Source organism: Thalassotalea crassostreae, from assembly GCF_001831495.1.
Taxonomy (GTDB): Bacteria; Pseudomonadota; Gammaproteobacteria; order Enterobacterales; family Alteromonadaceae; genus Thalassotalea_A; species Thalassotalea_A crassostreae.
Map to the genome: position 1 here is coordinate 1,104,122 of NZ_CP017689.1, position 16,936 is coordinate 1,121,057.

Annotated in this window: 15 protein-coding genes and 1 other RNA gene; 13 read left to right on the top strand and 3 right to left on the bottom strand. The window is 38.2% G+C overall.

Annotated features, from left to right (window positions below; all coding sequences use genetic code 11):
• The 4 genes from maiA (at nucleotide 1) to ffs (ending at nucleotide 2,441) form a co-directional block, all read left to right on the top strand.
• Nucleotides 1-642 (top strand): maleylacetoacetate isomerase, encoded by a 642-nt coding sequence (gene maiA, locus LT090_RS04875; protein WP_068547862.1) that lies wholly within the window; start codon nucleotides 1-3, stop codon nucleotides 640-642.
• Nucleotides 643-748: 106 nt separating this feature from the next.
• A complete protein-coding gene (locus LT090_RS04880) occupies nucleotides 749-1,615 on the top strand; it encodes a DUF3014 domain-containing protein (RefSeq protein WP_068547861.1) in 867 nt (288 codons plus the stop codon).
• A 3-nt stretch (nucleotides 1,616-1,618) separates the two neighbouring features.
• Nucleotides 1,619-2,224: a 1-acyl-sn-glycerol-3-phosphate acyltransferase gene (locus LT090_RS04885; RefSeq protein ID WP_226996525.1), complete on the top strand. Its 606-nt coding sequence runs from the start codon at nucleotides 1,619-1,621 to the stop codon at nucleotides 2,222-2,224.
• A gap of 120 nt (nucleotides 2,225-2,344) precedes the next feature.
• An RNA gene (gene ffs, locus LT090_RS04890) (signal recognition particle sRNA small type) lies at nucleotides 2,345-2,441 on the top strand.
• A gap of 191 nt (nucleotides 2,442-2,632) precedes the next feature.
• On the opposite strand, the gene priC is transcribed toward ffs, so the two are convergent.
• Complete coding sequence (gene priC / locus LT090_RS04895; RefSeq protein ID WP_068547860.1) at nucleotides 2,633-3,280, bottom strand: primosomal replication protein PriC; 648 nt, start codon at nucleotides 3,278-3,280, stop codon at nucleotides 2,633-2,635.
• A gap of 791 nt (nucleotides 3,281-4,071) precedes the next feature.
• Here priC and LT090_RS04900 point away from each other — a divergent pair.
• The 8 genes from LT090_RS04900 (at nucleotide 4,072) to LT090_RS04935 (ending at nucleotide 15,503) form a co-directional block, all read left to right on the top strand.
• Nucleotides 4,072-6,945, top strand: coding sequence for a TonB-dependent receptor plug domain-containing protein (locus tag LT090_RS04900; protein ID WP_068547859.1), 2,874 nt, complete (start codon nucleotides 4,072-4,074; stop codon nucleotides 6,943-6,945).
• 845 nt (nucleotides 6,946-7,790) lie between these two features.
• Nucleotides 7,791-8,573 carry a DUF3450 domain-containing protein gene (locus tag LT090_RS04905; protein ID WP_068547858.1) on the top strand — a complete coding sequence of 261 codons (783 nt, stop codon included), beginning with the start codon at nucleotides 7,791-7,793 and terminating at the stop codon, nucleotides 8,571-8,573.
• Nucleotides 8,573-9,928 carry a MotA/TolQ/ExbB proton channel family protein gene (locus LT090_RS04910; protein ID WP_068547857.1) on the top strand — a complete coding sequence of 452 codons (1,356 nt, stop codon included), beginning with the start codon at nucleotides 8,573-8,575 and terminating at the stop codon, nucleotides 9,926-9,928. The genes LT090_RS04905 and LT090_RS04910 overlap by 1 nt, the downstream gene beginning before the upstream one ends.
• Complete coding sequence (locus LT090_RS04915; protein WP_068547856.1) at nucleotides 9,928-10,452, top strand: MotA/TolQ/ExbB proton channel family protein; 525 nt, start codon at nucleotides 9,928-9,930, stop codon at nucleotides 10,450-10,452. The genes LT090_RS04910 and LT090_RS04915 overlap by 1 nt, the downstream gene beginning before the upstream one ends.
• A 12-nt stretch (nucleotides 10,453-10,464) precedes the next feature.
• Nucleotides 10,465-10,869 (top strand): ExbD/TolR family protein, encoded by a 405-nt coding sequence (locus LT090_RS04920; protein WP_068547855.1) that lies wholly within the window; start codon nucleotides 10,465-10,467, stop codon nucleotides 10,867-10,869.
• Between the two features lie 2 nt (nucleotides 10,870-10,871).
• Nucleotides 10,872-11,483, top strand: a complete 612-nt coding sequence (locus LT090_RS04925; RefSeq protein WP_068547854.1) for an energy transducer TonB — start codon at nucleotides 10,872-10,874, stop codon at nucleotides 11,481-11,483.
• Between the two features lie 14 nt (nucleotides 11,484-11,497).
• A complete protein-coding gene (locus LT090_RS04930; RefSeq protein ID WP_068547853.1) occupies nucleotides 11,498-12,769 on the top strand; it encodes a tetratricopeptide repeat protein in 1,272 nt (423 codons plus the stop codon).
• 292 nt (nucleotides 12,770-13,061) lie between these two features.
• Complete coding sequence (locus tag LT090_RS04935) at nucleotides 13,062-15,503, top strand: DUF5916 domain-containing protein (RefSeq protein WP_068547852.1); 2,442 nt, start codon at nucleotides 13,062-13,064, stop codon at nucleotides 15,501-15,503.
• 85 nt (nucleotides 15,504-15,588) lie between these two features.
• On the opposite strand, the gene can is transcribed toward LT090_RS04935, so the two are convergent.
• Complete coding sequence (gene can, locus LT090_RS04940) at nucleotides 15,589-16,188, bottom strand: carbonate dehydratase (RefSeq protein ID WP_068547851.1); 600 nt, start codon at nucleotides 16,186-16,188, stop codon at nucleotides 15,589-15,591.
• Between the two features lie 219 nt (nucleotides 16,189-16,407).
• Between can and ppiC the strand changes: the two genes are divergently transcribed.
• Nucleotides 16,408-16,686 carry a peptidylprolyl isomerase PpiC gene (gene ppiC / locus LT090_RS04945; RefSeq protein WP_068547850.1) on the top strand — a complete coding sequence of 93 codons (279 nt, stop codon included), beginning with the start codon at nucleotides 16,408-16,410 and terminating at the stop codon, nucleotides 16,684-16,686.
• A 62-nt stretch (nucleotides 16,687-16,748) separates the two neighbouring features.
• On the opposite strand, the gene LT090_RS16820 is transcribed toward ppiC, so the two are convergent.
• Nucleotides 16,749-16,913, bottom strand: coding sequence for a DUF2897 family protein (locus LT090_RS16820; protein WP_082897280.1), 165 nt, complete (start codon nucleotides 16,911-16,913; stop codon nucleotides 16,749-16,751).
• Nucleotides 16,914-16,936 lie beyond the last annotated feature (23 nt).

Sequence of the window (16,936 nt, forward strand, 5' to 3'; positions counted from 1 at the left end):
ATGATCAAACTATACGGCTATTGGCGTTCTTCTGCTGCGTACCGAGTAAGAGTCGCGCTTAATCTTAAAAACATTGAACATCAATTAATTTCGGTTCATTTAGTAAAAGACGGTGGTCAGCAGCATCAACCAAGTTATGTAGAGATGAACCCTACTCATTTAGTGCCAACGCTAGTTGATGGTGATTTTACCTTAAATCAATCATTAGCAATCATTGACTATCTTGAAGATACTCATCCGCAATTACCTTTATATCCAGAAAATATAAAAGAAAAATCAGTTGTTAAAGCATTAGCATTTGATATTGCGTGTGATGTACATCCATTAAATAATCTTAGAATCTTACAATACTTAGATAAAAACCTAGGTGTTAGTGCTGATCAAAAAACGGCTTGGTATCATCATTGGATTACAGTTGGATTTACTGCTCTAGAAAAACAGTTAAGCAAAACCGCTGGCGTATTTTGTTTTGGCGACTCTGTAACCATTGCAGATCTTTGTTTGATCCCGCAAATTTATAATGCCAAACGTTTTAATGTTGATATGACAGAATTTCCGATCATCAATAAGATCGAAGCGAACTGCCAGAAACTTCAGGCATTTATTGACGCTTTGCCTGAAAACCAAGCAGATGCCACTTAAACAAATTAATTTTATATGACTAAAGCCAGAGAAAAACTCTGGCTTTTTATTATTTGCAGCACTATCTTTTAATTAGTCCTTTTTAATTCTCATTGATGTAATAAATATGCTTTTTACTAATAGAGACAATAAACTAAGCTTTCGCCAAAAAGGTGCGATGAATGTTGTCGTTTTGATAACGATTGTTGTTGCTTTAGTCGTCGTGTTTGCTTTAATTTGGCAACAAAAAAACGACGAAAAACTAGAATCTAACTTAGTTGAAGAAGTTCAACCGGTGACTGAACCAGTAGAGCCGCAAATCGAGCCTGAGGTTGAAGTCGAAATAGCTGAGCCAGTAGAGTCAGAAATTATCGAAGAAGACGTCATTGTTATAGAGTTACCCGAATTAAATGAAAGTGATGATGAACTTAAGCAGCATTTATCGACACTTTCGTGGAACAAACAGCTGTTATCATTGATGCTAACCGATGATTTGATCCGCCGTATTGTCGTATTTACCGATAACTTTGTTCGAGGTGAAGTTGCTTACACACATATTCCGCTAAAACCGCTTGAACAATCATTTCAAACAGACGTTGTTGATAGCGACTCTTATGTCATTAATATGAGTAATTACTCACGCTATTTAAGTTATATAGAATTAATGCACTCTTTTGAGCCGGAGCAATTAGTTGCGAGTTATTTACAATATGAGCCTTTGTTTCAGCAAGCATACGAAGAATTAGGTTATCAGGAAGAATTCCGCCAAGCTGTAAAGACTCTGCTTGATCAGATTTTAGAGACTCAAATGATCGATGTTGAAACTAAGCTGCAAAAACCTGAACACTATTATCAATACCAACAAGAAAATATTGAACAGTTGAGCGATGCAGAAAAGTTTTTATTAAGAATGGGTAAAGAAAACTTATTGCAATTAAAAGCAATCGCACTGGAACTTGAAAATCAATTAAATAAGCAAGCACAAGCGGGTTAATTAGTGGATAAAGACATTATTGAGTCGAGAGTACCTGAGCTACCAAATAGCATTCCGCGTACCGGTGGTAATATTTCTCGTTGGTTTGGATTAAAATTGATGTCATTGTTTGGTTGGAAAATCACCGGTAACTTTCCCAACAAAAAAAAGATGATATTGGCGGTGGCACCGCACACCTCAAATTGGGACTTTGTCATTGGCGTTGTTGTTAAAATGGCATTGAACCTAAAGCTTAACTTTTTAGGAAAACACTCGATATTTTTCTGGCCATTTAGTTTATGGTTAAAAGCGATAGGTGGCATTCCAATTGATCGACGTAAGTCTTCAGGTGTTGTTGGTCAATTGGTCGAGTATTTTAACAGCAAAGAAACCTTAGTTTTAGCTCTTGCGCCTGAAGGCACTCGGTCGAAAGTAAGCGAATGGAAAACAGGGTTTTTGACCGTTGCTAATCAAGCAAATGTGGATGTTGTTCCCGTTGCACTAGATTTTACTAATAAACAGGTTGTGTTCTTTAGTGCTCGAAAAATCAGTGATGATATTGATGGCGAACTTGAAGCATTTAAAGCCTTATTCGATAGTAAATGGGCAAAATTTCCGCAAAAATTTTAAAGTCCATAATAATTGTTAAATTATTCGCTCTCTAACTCTTGCACAAGCGCAAACAATTGGCCATAATGCGCGTCGCTAGAGTATTTATTTATCTAAATTCTCTAGCCATTATGGTACCTCTCTTGGTCCTCCCGCAATGATACTCTGTGAACTCGGCCAGGTCCGGAAGGAAGCAACCGCAGCAGACGACTCATGTGCCGGGATGTGGCTGAGAGAGGGACCACCCAAACTCCCCTAAATCATTTAACGTAATTTTCTTTTTGTATCTTTATATAACCTGCTGGGTATAGGACACTTATTACTTTAAATTTCTTATAGTCTTATATGAAAAGCTTGTTCGCCAATTCTTTGCTAAAGACAGAATGCAAGCTTCTTGGATTTAAGGGATTGATAGGCACTTAGGCTTCGTTATCGTGACGTTTCACTATCTTCAATTTGTTTTTCAACTTCCGAAATAGCTTTTCTGCAACGACCCAATCTTTGATGCAGCGCCAGTAATTGCTGCTGAATATCTTTGCTGTTTTGACTGTCCGCCTTACAACGGTTTAAGTTATCCTGCTTCTCTTGCACCATATCTAAAAGTCTTCTTTCGAATCCATGATACTCAGAAAGCTTTTGGTATAGTTGCTGACTTGGTAAAATAATCTTAGTTGCGGCTTTTCGATGAGCGGCCGATGGCTGCTTATGTTTGTCTTTTAGTTTATTTAAACGGTTTCTTCTATCTAATCGATAATCTCCATCGTGGTGACGGTTATCATTTGATTTAATGGCGTTGATCAGCGCCATTACTTGTTCTTCTAAACCCTGAAACATCATATTAGCGACTTCAGCTTTATTGGAATTTAGCAATTTTTGCAAATGAGCAAGACGTTTTTGTGTATAGCTAACATAGACATTGTATGAAGAACTAGCGATTGGAAATAGTTTTTCATCGAATAACGGCTGATCATGCAAGTAATAATGGGCTTTGTTGTTTTTGTTAGCTAGATCTGCCTGCTTTGCGTCATCAGCCAATTGCATTAATAGCTGCTGCAAACGCAATAACGATTGTTTCATTGCACTGCCTCTGAAAGTTTACTGAGCATTATTAATTGCTAATCTATCACAGTTTATTGACTACTAGGTTAGATTTACCCTTTCTTTGTCGAAATAAGTTTATTTAAATATGCACCTTTGATGTTCACCGCCATACAAATCTTATAATGCTCTTTATATATAGTGGTGTTTTCTTTCTAGTGTCCAAATATCAACAGCGCCTAAATGTAACTAGACAATTACATATGAAGATTTTGTTACAAAATATGATACGTAATGGTTAAAAAATGACCGTATTTCTCTGTTTTTAATGCGAAAATGTGGATTTATTATGCCTGTTACATTTTTTTTTAATATTTTTGAACTTTATTTGTTTTTGCAAATACATTCACAAAATTCTTCTGTAGTAACTTGTTTTTCGACGTTGAAAAATTAACCTTACTGATAATTTTACATTTTTACAAACTGGTTGTGCTCTTTTGTAGTGATTGATATTACGGGGTTCTTCTTTAGTTATAAGCTATTTCTTTTGGTTATAGTTAGTTCAGGCTTTAGAAAATATTAATGAATAAATATCCGCATAAAATCATTGTTTATGCGCTAGGGGGTGCAGGTTTGTGTGTCATTTTGTCAAAAAGTGTTAAAAAATATTAATGGATTGTAATTTATGTAGTTGACCTGTTTACAATAATCGTTTTATTATCATTGACGACAGATCAGGTCTTACGGCCAATCAAAATCAAAATAACAAAGCAATATAGCTTTGAATTTTAAAACAATCGAATCACTTTAAAGTGGTCCAGGGAGTAAACATGTATAGCAATAATAAACTTGCTAAAGCCGTTCGCTTAGCACTAGTGTTTGGTGCAACAGCTACCGCTGGCATCTCAGCCAACGCAATTGCAGCAGAAGAAGAAACTGCAGCAGAAGATGTAGAGCGTATTGAAGTAACAGGTTCTCGTATCAAACGTACTGATATGGAAACACCGGTACCAGTAACAGTTATCGGTCGTGCCGATATGCTTGAAATGGGTGCATTAAACGTTGCAGACGTTTTAAACCAGTCTCCAGTTGCTATCGCATCTAGTGATCAATCAAATTCAGCATTTACAACAAGCTCAGTAGGTCTGAACACTACAGCACTTCGTAACCTAGGCCAATCACGTACATTAGTACTTGTAAACGGTCGTCGTTTCGTATCTGGTGTATCACCATCAGTTGGTTACGCAGTTGATTTGAACGCAATCCCAACATCAATGATTGAACGCATTGAAATCCTGAAAAGTGCATCATCAGCCATTTATGGTTCTGATGCGGTAGCTGGTGTTGTTAACATCATCACTCGTAATAACTTAGAAGGTATTGAAGTGAATGCTCAGTCTGGTATTTCTTCAGAATCAGATCGTGAGAAATATACCTTAAATATTACTGCTGGTAATTCATGGGATACTGGTAGTGTAACAGTTGCGATTGGCTACGATGAAGACAAAGGTTTAAAGTCATCAGACCGCAGTTTTTCAGATACAGACCAAGCTATTTTCTTAGATGAAAACGGCAATGAAGTTGTAGGTGATTTGTATTCATCTTACCCTCCTCAAGGGCGAGTAAGTTGGTTTGATCCTGCAACGGGTACAGGTGCAAACTATAATGGTGACGGTACGGCTTTTGATACTCGCTTTAATCGAGCTGCCTATCGACAATTAGTAACCCCAATTGAACGTAAATACGCTGCCCTTAATATTAAGCAAGAAGTTACTGATTCTGTAGAGTATTTTGCAGAAGTAAATTGGAACTCGTCGAAAACGAACGATTCAACAATCGAACCTACACCATTTGATGCGATTGGTGATGTTTATTTACCATCTCGAGGTGGTACTGTAGGTTTAACTATAGACAACCCAATGGTTCCGCAGTTACTGCGTGACAATTTAATTAATGACGGTTTTGCTCCAGATGCTGCATTACCAGGTTTGGTTCGCCGAATGTTAGAGTTTGGGCCTCGTGCTACGGATGTTGAGCGTTCAACTATACGTATTGCAACAGGGGTGGATTGGGAACTGAACGACTCGTGGATGTTAAATTCGTACGTCTCTTGGGGACAAACAGATCAAATTCAAGAAAATGGTGGTCAAGTAAATGTTGAGCGTACCGCAAAAGCATTTGATGTAGTTGCCGATGGCATGGGCGGCCTTAAATGTGCTGACGATCTAGCTGTATTACAAGGTTGTGTACCACTTAACTTATTTGGTGAAGGTACTATAACTCAAGATGCTATTGATTATGTAGGTGTACCAGCTAAAGTTACAGGGAAAGCGGAACAGTTTGTATTTTCCCTATCTGCTGTTGGTGAGCTTGGACTAGAGCTTCCAGGTGGTAATATCGGGGTCGCTGTAGGTTATGAACATCGCCTTGAAAAAGGCACTCATAATCCTGGCGATTTAGCGCAAACTGGTGCGTCTTCAACGAATAGATCTGCTGCAACAGATGGTTCATTTTACACTAATGATTATTTTGCAGAAGTTGTATTACCGGTTCTTGATACGGTAGAAGTTGACTTAGCTGCTCGTTATTCAGATCATGAAGTCGTAGGCGGACAAACTACATGGAACGCTGGTGTTCAGTTTACCCCATTCGAAAGCTTCATGGTTCGTGCCTCAGCGGCAACGGCGATTCGTACTCCAAACGTTGCAGATCTTTATGGTGGTCGTGGTGAAACATTTAGAACTGTTACCGACCCGTGTAATGGTTTACAAGCCGATGGAACAGGTGTAGCGAATGCTGATATCGCAGCGAATTGTTTGTCTATTCCTGAAATAGCTACTCGAGTTGCTGGAGCTGGTGAATTTGCATTGACCCAAGTTGAGACTCAAAGTACTGGTGGTACGATAGGTGGTAGTGCGACAGTTAAAGAAGAAACTGCTGATACATTTAGTGCTGGTTTTGTATGGCAAGTTACTGATGGCTTATCAATGACTGTCGATTACTACGACATTACTGTTGAAGATGCAATTGCAACAACTAGTCGCTCAACTGTTCTTTCTCGTTGTTTCGATGTTGCTCCTGGTGAATTTGATGCGTCTTGTACTGACGCTTCTGGTCAAATAGGTGCAATTCGTGATGCTAATGGTGCCCTAACAGATGTTAATTCAGGTACTTCAAACGAAAATGACTATGAAACATCTGGTATCGACCTAGAAGTTTCATACTCTGTTGAGTTTGGCCCTGGTACGTTCACAGCTGACGTTATTTGGAACCACACTAACGAATATGTCATTACAAGCATCGAAAGCGGTGAATCTACCGATTATGTTGGAGAAGTATTAACTCCAGACGATCGTGCTAACTTTAACTTAGGTTATGCGCTTGACGATTGGTCTTTCGCATGGCGTATGCGTTACTGGTCAGAATCAGAAGATTCTGTTACTGGTAATAACTATAACTTCACTAACTTTGCTCCTTTAGAAAAGTTCAACACATTTGATGCTGTTGTTTATCACGATATCGCTGCAACTTGGTACTTCATGGAAAATGCGAATGTTACCTTTAACGCTCGTAACATCCTTGATGAAGAGCCTCCAGTGGCTAACCAATCTAGTTGGAATGGTGGTACAGGTATAAACACAGTTTCAGAAGCATATGATGTAACTGGTCCATACTATCAAGCAAGCTTGACATTCAAGTTCTAATAGTCTTTTTAGATATGGCAAAAAGGTCGCTTTCGAGCGGCCTTTTTTATGTCTGTTATGTTGTACTAATTCGAATAAGAAATAACAAAAATCTGGTTATGTCCATTCAGATAACATCTTTAAGATTTGGTCGCGGAAAAATTGCCTGTAAAACGTCACTTTCAAAGAAATATTAGTAACACTGAAGAATGGCTGTTACTTTTACATTTAGCCCTCTCTATTTAATAATCGACAGATAACCATTCACCGTTCAACTTACAAGTAATATCACAGTCTTATCTTATATTTAAATGACCAGACTAGTGAATTTAGACCGCTGTAGAAAATACTAAAGATTATCAGTCAACGTCGAACTAACAAGTAAAACGCATTGTAGGTAATTGTCTATGTCACTAGCTTGCAAATGGATTGTGGTAATAGATGTTTGGTTTTTATATTTGTCGTTGTTAGATTTTTTACCTGCCTTTTATTAATATTTAGCTATTATTAATAAGGCTTCTGTCTTTTATGATAAGAATTTGTAACGGAAGTGCATAAAGCCGTATTTTTGTGTTAGAGTGTTGAATATCACGAATTTAGTGATTTTTTTGTACAAAATCTGCTCAAACAAATCAAAAAGTTTGACATTAGAGGACAGCTATTGTCTTATATGAGGCTGTCTTTTAAGAAACAGGTAGGTATCCGAAAATACAGATGGGTTATGAAAATAACTTGAGTGTATTATTCAGAGACTATACAAATACAACTTAAAATATAGAACTTAAGGTTTTTTAAATCTAAGGTTCAAATCTTGAAACCTTTTCGGGTTTCATTGGAAAAGTTAAAATAGCAATTGGTTGGGAACTATGTCCAAAATAAGCAAGAAAAGCCTAATCGCTTCGACGATTATTGGCGCATTGGCAATCGCAGGAAGTAATGTCGCTTCAGCTGCAAGCCTAAATGAACTTCAAAAGGGCGAAGCTACAATAGTTAAAGCTTCAGCTAAATCACAAACTAAAATCACTAACATCTACGAGCAAACTCAAGAGCTTTTAGCTGAGTACCGTAATGTTGTTGATGAAACTGAAAACTTGAAAGTGTACAACGATCACGTTCAACGTTTAGTTAACGATCAACAAGCAGGTATTGATTCTTTAGTTCGTCAAATTGGCACTATCGAAGATACCAAGAAAGGTGTTGTTCCGTTAATGTACAAAATGATTGATTCATTAGAGCAATTTATTGCTTCAGATATTCCAGTTAACCTTGTTGACCGTACTGAACGTGTAGAGCGTCTTAAAGATGTTATGCAACGTCAAGGTATCTCAGTAGCTGAGCAATTCCGTTTAGTATTAGAAGCATACGAAATTGAAACTGATTACGGTTCAATGTTCTCTGCGTACCAAGGTGATTTAGAGTTTGATGGTAAAAACATCACTGTAGATTTCGTACACATGGGACGTACAGTATTAGTAGCACAGTCTTTAGATTTAAAAAATGCATGGATTTGGGAACAAAGTTCACGTAGTTGGAAAGCATTAGGTGATGAGTACCTAAACCCAATTACTAAGACTATTCGTATGGCGCGTAAGCAAACTGCACCTGACCTTATCAAATTACCAGTATATGCAGCGGGGGCTGGTGAATAATGAAACAGTTTATGAAAAGTGCAGCGATTGCTGCAACACTAGTGTTAACTGCCGGTATTTCTACAAATGCAGCAGCTAACCAATTAGATGACTTATTAAAGCAAGTTAAAGCGGATCGCGTATCAGTTGCAAAACTTGATAAAAAGCGTGAGCAAGAGTTCTTATCTGCTCGTGCAGACAAGCAATCATTGTTAAACAAAGCAAAAGCTGATCTTAAAGCTGAGCAAGCGCGTAACGCACGTTTAACTAAACAATTTGCAGACAACGAAACAATGTTGACTACTAAAGAAGCCGAGCTAGAAGCAGCTAAAGGTGACTTAGGTGAAATGTTTGGTGTTGTTCGTCGTGCATCTGGTAACGCATACGGTCGTATTGCTACTTCAATTGTAAGTGCACAATACCCAGGTCGTGAAGCTGTTCTAGAAAGCTTAGCTAACGCTAAAGAAATCCCTGTTTTATCTGAACTAGAAGAACTTTGGTTTGCAATGCAAACTGAAATGACTGAATCAGGTAAAATTGCAGCATTTGAAGCAGAAATTACTCAATTAGACGGTTCTAAGAGTTCAGCTCAAGTTGTTCGTGTTGGTTCATTTAACTTAGTGTCAGACCAAGGTTACTTAAACTACAATGATGACCAAGGTTTAATTCAACCTCTAGGTAAACAACCTGCAGGCGGTATCGTAAGTGAAGTTTCTCCATTCTTGGCGAGCACTTCAGGTTACTCTCCTTTATATCTTGATCCATCAAAAGGTCAAATCCTTAACTTAGAAACTCAGAAAGCTACAATGGAAGAGCGTTTCCACCAAGGTGGTGCAGTTGGTTATGTAATCACTGTTGTTCTTATCCTAGGTTTCTTAATTGCAATCGAACGTCTAGTATTCCTAGGCTCTATCGGTGCAAAAGTTAAATCTCAACTTAAAGATACTTCATCACCAAGCGCAAACAACCCTCTAGGCCGTATGTTAAATGTTTATAACGAAAACAAAAACATCGATGCAGAGTCACTTGAGCTTAAATTAGACGAAGCTATCTTGCGTGAAACACCGAAGATTGAACGTGGTATTAACATCATTAAGATTTTCGCAGCTATCGCTCCATTACTTGGTCTATTAGGTACAGTTGTTGGTATGATCGGTACATTCCAATCAATCACACTATATGGTACTGGTGATCCGAAGATTATGGCGGGTGATATCTCTATGGCACTTGTAACTACTGCTATGGGTCTAATTGCAGCATTACCTCTTATCCTTGTGCACTCAATTGTAGCGGCACGTGGTAAGTCTATTTTCCACATTCTTGACGAGCAAAGTGCGGGTATCGTAGCTTCAATCGCCGAGAAGGAGAAACAGTAATGTTATACCTGATAGAGCTCTGGGAGACTGTCAGGGAATTTCTTGCGACAGGTGGCTTCGTATTATATTTCGTCGCCTTCGCACTCTTCTTAATGTGGATATTGATGATTGAGAAGTATTGGTTCTTAGCAGCTGTTTACCCAAAAATGAAAAGCGACATTGTCGCTAAGTGGGATGCTCGAACTGATACTACATCTTGGTATGCACATAAAATTAGAGATGCATGGATTTCTGAAGCAGCAGAAGTATTAAACGCGCGTATGCTAACAATTAAAACGTTAGTAGCAATGTGTCCTTTGATTGGTTTATTCGGTACGGTTACCGGTATGATAATGGTTTTTGAAACCATGGCCACTCAAGGTACTGGTAACCCTCGTCTAATGGCGTCAGGTATATCAATGGCAACAATCCCTACAATGGCGGGAATGGTTGCGGCATTATCTGGAGTTTTCTTTAGCTCTAGATTAGACGCGAAAGTAAAAATGGCGAAGGCTAAGCTAGTTGATAGCTTACCTCATCACTAGAGAGATTTTCACATGGCACGTAAACGTATTCGTGAAGAAGAAGAAGCGGCAATCGATATGACGCCGATGCTTGATATCGTATTTATCATGCTTATATTCTTCATCGTAACCACTTCATTTGTTAAAGAAGCTGGTATCGATGTGCAAAAGCCTAAAGCGGCTAATGCAAGTAAAAAACCATCAGCGAACATTTTCATTGCAGTTCGAGAGAATGGTGAAATTTGGATGGACAAGCGTGTAGTTGATGTAGAGCGTGTTTCTGCAAACATCGAAAAACTACTAGCTGAACAACCTACTGATATTGTAATTATTCAAGCTGACAAAGGCGCAAAACATGGCGTAGTTGTTAAAGTTATGGATGCAATCAAGGATGCAGGAATCGATAAGATTTCTATTGCTGCAGCGTCGGGTGGTTAACTATGGTTCGCTTTTTAGTATCAATACTATTGGGCGTTGTTGTAACCTTTGGCTTGTTTGTCTTTATGGCTTACTTGATTTCAGGTGGCGCAAAGCGTTATGCAGATGCGGGTGATAGCGTAGTTATCGACATCGTATCTACACCACCTGAATCTAAAGTACAGCAACGTAGACGAGTTCCGCCGCCGCCGCCGCCGCCGCCTAAAACGCCGCCTAAGCCGCAAGCGCCAGAACCTGAACAAAGTAATGATAACTCAGGCTTGCAATTTAATGTTCCTGGTGTAGAGATCTCGGGAGCGTCAGCTGGTATGGACGCACCTGGTGCAGGATTCGGTCGTGATGGTGAGGCAACTCCTATTGTTCGAATCGAGCCTAAGTATCCTATTCAAGCAGCACGAGATGGCAAAGAAGGTTGGGTACAACTTAGCTTTACTATTAACGAAGTTGGTGGTGTTGAAGACGTAAAAGTCATCGCTGCACAACCTAAACGTATTTTCGATAAAGAAGCGAAACGAGCTCTTAAGAAATGGAAGTACAAACCAAAAATCGTTGATGGTAAGCCGCTTAAACAAGTTGGTTTAACTGTACAGTTAGACTTTTCAATGGGTCAATAGGAAGGAGCATTACTATGTTTAAAAAACTAATCACTTCTTCATTGTTGGTTGCGTTTGTAGCAACAACTACAATGCCAGTATCATCGACAGCATTTGCTGCCGAAGATACTAAGAAAACCCAGAAAAAGAAGAAAAAGTCGACTAAGATTGTTGGTCCGTCTGTTGGTAAGAAAGTTCAGAAGGCGTTTGAAGCCTACTCTGAAGATCGTATCGATGACGCACTAGAGATTTTGCTAGATATAGAAACGTCAAAAACCTATGACCGTGCTTACTTAGATCGCTTTATTGCGAGCATGTATGCAACAAAAGGTGGTGACGCGAACATTGCAAAAGCACTAGTCCGCTTAGAAGCTGCAACGAAAGATAACGCACTTAACGAAGGTGAGCACGCTGAAGCACTTAAATTACTAGCTGACTTGCAGATGCAAGAGAAGCAGTATGAAAAGGCATTAGCCAACTACGAAAAGTGGATGAAGTTTACTGGTAAAGAAGACGCTGATACTTACGTTAAAATTGCACAAGCTAATTATGAGTTAAAAAATCTAGATAAGATGATTGAACCTTCAGATAGAGCAATCGCTTTATATAAGAAGCCTAATCAAAACCCTTATGTATTAAAATTAACGTCATATTACGAGCGTAAGCAATATACTAACGCAGTGAAAGTGCTTGAAGAAGTAGTGGTAATTTTCCCTGAAAACAAGATTTGGTGGACACAACTAGGTAGCTTCTACATGTTAATAGAAGATTACGATAGAGCGTTATACACTTTAAATCTTGCTTATAAACAAGGATTCCTTGAAAAGGAATCTGAAATCAAAATGTTAGCAAACTTGTTTGCGACTAATGATAACCCTTATAAGTCAGCGAAATTACTTGAGAAGCACATTGACAGTGGTTTAGTAGCTCGAACGGATACTAATTTGTTCGCAATGGCAAACTCATTCCATGCGGCTCAAGAAATTGCTTTAGCAGCGAAGTATTTTGGTGAAACAGCTAAGCTGTCTAACGATCCAAGACATTATCGTCGTCAAGGTATGCTTTTACAGCAATCGGAAAAATATGATGCCGCAGCTGCGGTATTACAAAAAGCTATTGATCTAGGTATTGAAAACCCAGGTCGAGTATGGATGACAATGGCAGAAGCATATTTCTACCAAGAAAAATTCAAACAAGCTTATGCTGCGATAAAGAAAGCGCAGGAAGATCCGAAAACTAAGAAAGCAGCTCGCGCTTGGGCATCTTATATTAAAGATACTGCAGAGCGTAAGAAGAAAAGCATTTAGTTCGACGTTTTAAGTTATCAAAAACCAGCCTAACGGCTGGTTTTTTTTTGCCTAAATTATTCAACTTTTAATTGCATTATAAATAGCACAATCCAGTTATTAATCGCTTATTGGCTTTTGGCTTTAGCAATACTTCCGATGTTTTATTAACCACAATTTTGAAAGTCTTTTTAAATTAATCAGTTAGTCTGTTGATTTGACATGTTAGTGAAGAAAAAAGACTACAAAATTTCATTAAAACAGCTATGATAAATAATAACAAAAATATAATTTCATAAATTCAGGGTATACTATGAAAAGATCTTCTTCGATTGGCTTATTTTTCCTCTACCTTTTTTCCTTCTCCGTTCTCGCTGTTGATCTTGAAGAAAAACCTTCTGAAGATGTCGCTGAAGTTGACGATGCCTCTAGCGAGTTTTCAATGGCAGATATTCAGCAACTTGAGCTTGAAGTGTTAGATGAACCACCAGTTATTGATGGCGACTTGACCGATAGATTTTGGGCCTCTTCGAGCATACTAAGCATCGACTTGGAGATGTACCCTACGCGTTTTGATAAATCAGTTGTCGATACAGATGCGTTAATAGGCATGACTAAGACTCACGTATATTTTGCTTTTAATGCCTACGACCCAGATACATCACAGCTCAGAACGGCAATAAGAGAAAATGACGGTGTTAAAGAAGATGATTACGTATCAGTCGTTATTGACCCTACCGGTAATTTAAGAAAGAAATACGAGTTTCGAGTTAATCCAAGTGGCTCAAAAGCAGACGTATTACAAAATACGGTGAGTGACCGGTACATATACGACTGGGACACTGAATGGGAAGCAACAGCAAAAATAACTGAAACCGGTTATTTAGTAGAAATGGCGATTCCGATTGATTCTCTAAAGTCTCCCAAAGCGGAAGGTGAAGAGCGAAATATGTGGGCGCTAATATTAAAACGTTCTTATCCTAGAAAAATAGATAGAACAATGGGCGGGATTTACATCATATATCCACCAAACCCGGTTTCGAGTCAGCGTATAGCATCTTCTGAAGGCGGCGAAATTACCTTTGAAAATGCTACTAAAAATTTAGAAATATACCCTTATGGTATTTATCATTCTAGCGAAAAGCGTAAGTACCAACAGCCGTTCGAACAGCGTGAAGAAATAGAAGAGTTCGATGCGGGTATGGACATTAAGTTAACCATTAATAGTGCAACGACAATTGCTGCAACAGTTAATCCTAATTTTACTGATGTTGAAGCTGATATTGCTCGTGATTCAATTAACAACCAATTCAACGTATTCCAACCTGAGAAACGTCGATTTTTCCAACAAGACATGGATTTGTATTCAACATTAATGTCACTAGTTTACACCCGCAATATTATAGATCCCGACCTAGGCTTAAGTGTATCCCATGAAACTAAAGAATATTCTACCGGTTTTTTTTGGTCTAACGATGAAGAAACAACTGTCATTATTCCTGATAATTTAGGTAGTGATAAAGTTGAGCTTGATGACTTAGATAGTCAGTCTGTAGCTGCTCGATATGTGACTGCTGCGGGCGGTAGTGCCTATGGTGCGATGGTGACCCAACGTACGGCAGGAGATTATAAGAACTCCGTAGTTTCACATGACGGATTATTAAATTTAGGGATTGATGATAAATTACGTTATCAAATCGCTTTTTCCAATACTGAATACATTGAGGAGTTTGGTGATGATATCTGTGAAGAAGATGATTGCTTAGATATTCCTGAAGATGTCTATTGTGAATTAGGAAACTGTGGCACAACGAGTGAAGTATTAAGAGCATCTGCGGACGAAACGCTAGAAGGATATGCGGCGCAAATTAAATATCGTCATACTGCGCCTAAGTCTTTTATTACACTAAATTATTACGATATCAGTGAAGATTTTCGTGGTGACTTAGGGTACATGACTAAAGCTGATTATCGTTTAATCAATGCCCTTTACGGTCGTAACTGGTATTTTGAAACGTTTAGTGGTGATGAAGGAAAGTCGCGAGCACGTTTATATTTGTCAGCGACGCAAATTGAAAACCAAGCTGGTGCTAAGATAGCAACCATGTACGATATTTGGGCTGAATTTAGAGGCTCTTATCAAACTGTATTTCGTCCGGGTATTAGAACTATTGAAAGACGAGTAAATCGATTAAATCAAAACTCATTAGAGCTCAAAGGGAATGCTCCTAGATTTGATGAGAGCTATATTCAGTGGTATTTTGAGACTGCCCCCGTTACAGATTGGACATTTAATTTAGATGGACGATATGGTGAAATTGCTGATGCTGATAATATCGTACTTGGTGATATGGCAGAGTTTAAACCTCGAGTTCGTTACCAAATAGGTGATTTTAATATCGATCTACAGCACACTTTTAGAGATTATGATTTTGAAGATGAAAAACTCTACGGCGAAGATTTCACAACGTTCACGGTAAATTGGAGACCAAGTGATGATAGAGTCGTGCGTTTCCTAGTAAAATGGGATGAAACTGAGCGTGATCTTAATCGCTGGCGTGATCCTTCAGAAAAGTCTTATGAGCGCGAGGTTGAAATAGAATTAACCCATACACGTTACGTCACGAAAAATTTATCGTTATTAACAGGCTTTAAATTTGAACGTGAAAAAGATAATACGATTCCCCGTGATTTTACCAATGATCGACAGTTTTACTTAAAGGTTAATTACAATATGGGCTTTATCGGTAACTAATCAACCAATAGATTGCTCTGGAAACAAAAAATCCCGATACTTGAATCAAGTTTCGGGATTTTTTGTTTAATGAATCAGTTAATTGTTAAAGCTTTTTATCAATACTCACGTTCAAATCCTTTAAAACACCATCGGCAACATTGTATATAAAACCATGAACAGTGACATCTTGATTAGCATCCCATGCATTTATCATAATTGTCGTGTTTGCAACATTAGCAACTTGTTCAACAACATTAAGTTCACAAAGTCTATTGGTTAAGTCGTTACCTTCAAGTTTTGCTAATTCTTCCTTATTAAAGCGATAAACATCACTGATATGTCTTAGCCAGTTGTCGATTAAGCCAAATTGGTCGTTCGTTAACGAAGCAGCAACCCCACCACAGCCATAATGACCACAAACAATGATATGCTTAACTTTTAGTACATCGACGGCGTACTGTATCACTGAGAGGCAGTTAAGGTCTGTATGAACTACTTGATTGGCAATGTTACGATGAACAAATATTTCGCCCGGGGCTAAGCCTAATAATTGATTGGCCGGTACTCGAGAGTCACTGCAACCTATCCATAGGTATTCTGGTGATTGCTGGTTGGCCAAATTGTCAAAAAAGTCTGGCGTTTGCTTTTTGATTTCTTCAGCCCAATCTTTATTATTTTGGAATAGGTGTGTTAATGAAGCCATAGTAAAGTTTACCTCGATTGCTTTTAGTTATTGTCAAAAAAAACAACGACTAAGTAAAGGCGTTTTGTCGATTAAAATAATTTAATACGATCAATCAGCAATTATCTTGGCTTGGTATCGACCTCAATGACGTGATAAAATGCGGCTTAAACAAAATAGACACTGATATTTTTTCGAATTAGCGCATAGAGTAATAGAGAGCAAAAGGACAAAATAGTTATGGCAAGAACTGCACATGCTTTGCACATATTGGTTAAACACCAAGAGCAAGCGAAAGATATTTTAAAGCAGATACAAAAAGGTAGTAAATTTCAAACATTAGCGAAAAAATATTCGAGTTGCCCATCAGGTAAGAAAGGTGGTGACTTAGGTGAGTTCAGGCAAGGCCAAATGGTACCGCAGTTTGATAAGTTTGTATTTAGTGGAGAAATACTTACGCCAACTATCGTTAAAACACGTTTTGGTTATCACATCATAAAAACGTTATATCGGACCTAGTCTGCACTAATACATCTAATCTAGTCGAATCACTTGAAAGCATGCACTGGTAGTTAACCGCGCTAGTCGTTTTCTTTTTCTTGTTGCTCAAGCTCTTTATTGCGTTGATTGATTTTAGCTAACTGCTCTTTACTAAGATTAAATTTTTGTGCACTTTTATAGATGAAGTAGATACCACTAATTATAAATCCTATTACTGCGATAATAATCCAGGTTGCTGTGCTCATTTAATATCCCTTAGTTTGGCTTA

Coding starts and splice junctions, on each gene's coding strand:
- maiA (WP_068547862.1), top strand. CDS start 1: ATGATCAAACTATACGGCTATTGGCGTTCTTCTGCTGCGTACCGAGTA.
- LT090_RS04880 (WP_068547861.1), top strand. CDS start 749: ATGCTTTTTACTAATAGAGACAATAAACTAAGCTTTCGCCAAAAAGGT.
- priC (WP_068547860.1), bottom strand. CDS start 3,280: ATGAAACAATCGTTATTGCGTTTGCAGCAGCTATTAATGCAATTGGCT.
- LT090_RS04900 (WP_068547859.1), top strand. CDS start 4,072: ATGTATAGCAATAATAAACTTGCTAAAGCCGTTCGCTTAGCACTAGTG.
- LT090_RS04905 (WP_068547858.1), top strand. CDS start 7,791: ATGTCCAAAATAAGCAAGAAAAGCCTAATCGCTTCGACGATTATTGGC.
- LT090_RS04910 (WP_068547857.1), top strand. CDS start 8,573: ATGAAACAGTTTATGAAAAGTGCAGCGATTGCTGCAACACTAGTGTTA.
- LT090_RS04915 (WP_068547856.1), top strand. CDS start 9,928: ATGTTATACCTGATAGAGCTCTGGGAGACTGTCAGGGAATTTCTTGCG.
- LT090_RS04920 (WP_068547855.1), top strand. CDS start 10,465: ATGGCACGTAAACGTATTCGTGAAGAAGAAGAAGCGGCAATCGATATG.
- LT090_RS04925 (WP_068547854.1), top strand. CDS start 10,872: ATGGTTCGCTTTTTAGTATCAATACTATTGGGCGTTGTTGTAACCTTT.
- LT090_RS04930 (WP_068547853.1), top strand. CDS start 11,498: ATGTTTAAAAAACTAATCACTTCTTCATTGTTGGTTGCGTTTGTAGCA.
- LT090_RS04935 (WP_068547852.1), top strand. CDS start 13,062: ATGAAAAGATCTTCTTCGATTGGCTTATTTTTCCTCTACCTTTTTTCC.
- can (WP_068547851.1), bottom strand. CDS start 16,188: ATGGCTTCATTAACACACCTATTCCAAAATAATAAAGATTGGGCTGAA.
- ppiC (WP_068547850.1), top strand. CDS start 16,408: ATGGCAAGAACTGCACATGCTTTGCACATATTGGTTAAACACCAAGAG.
- LT090_RS16820 (WP_082897280.1), bottom strand. CDS start 16,913: ATGAGCACAGCAACCTGGATTATTATCGCAGTAATAGGATTTATAATT.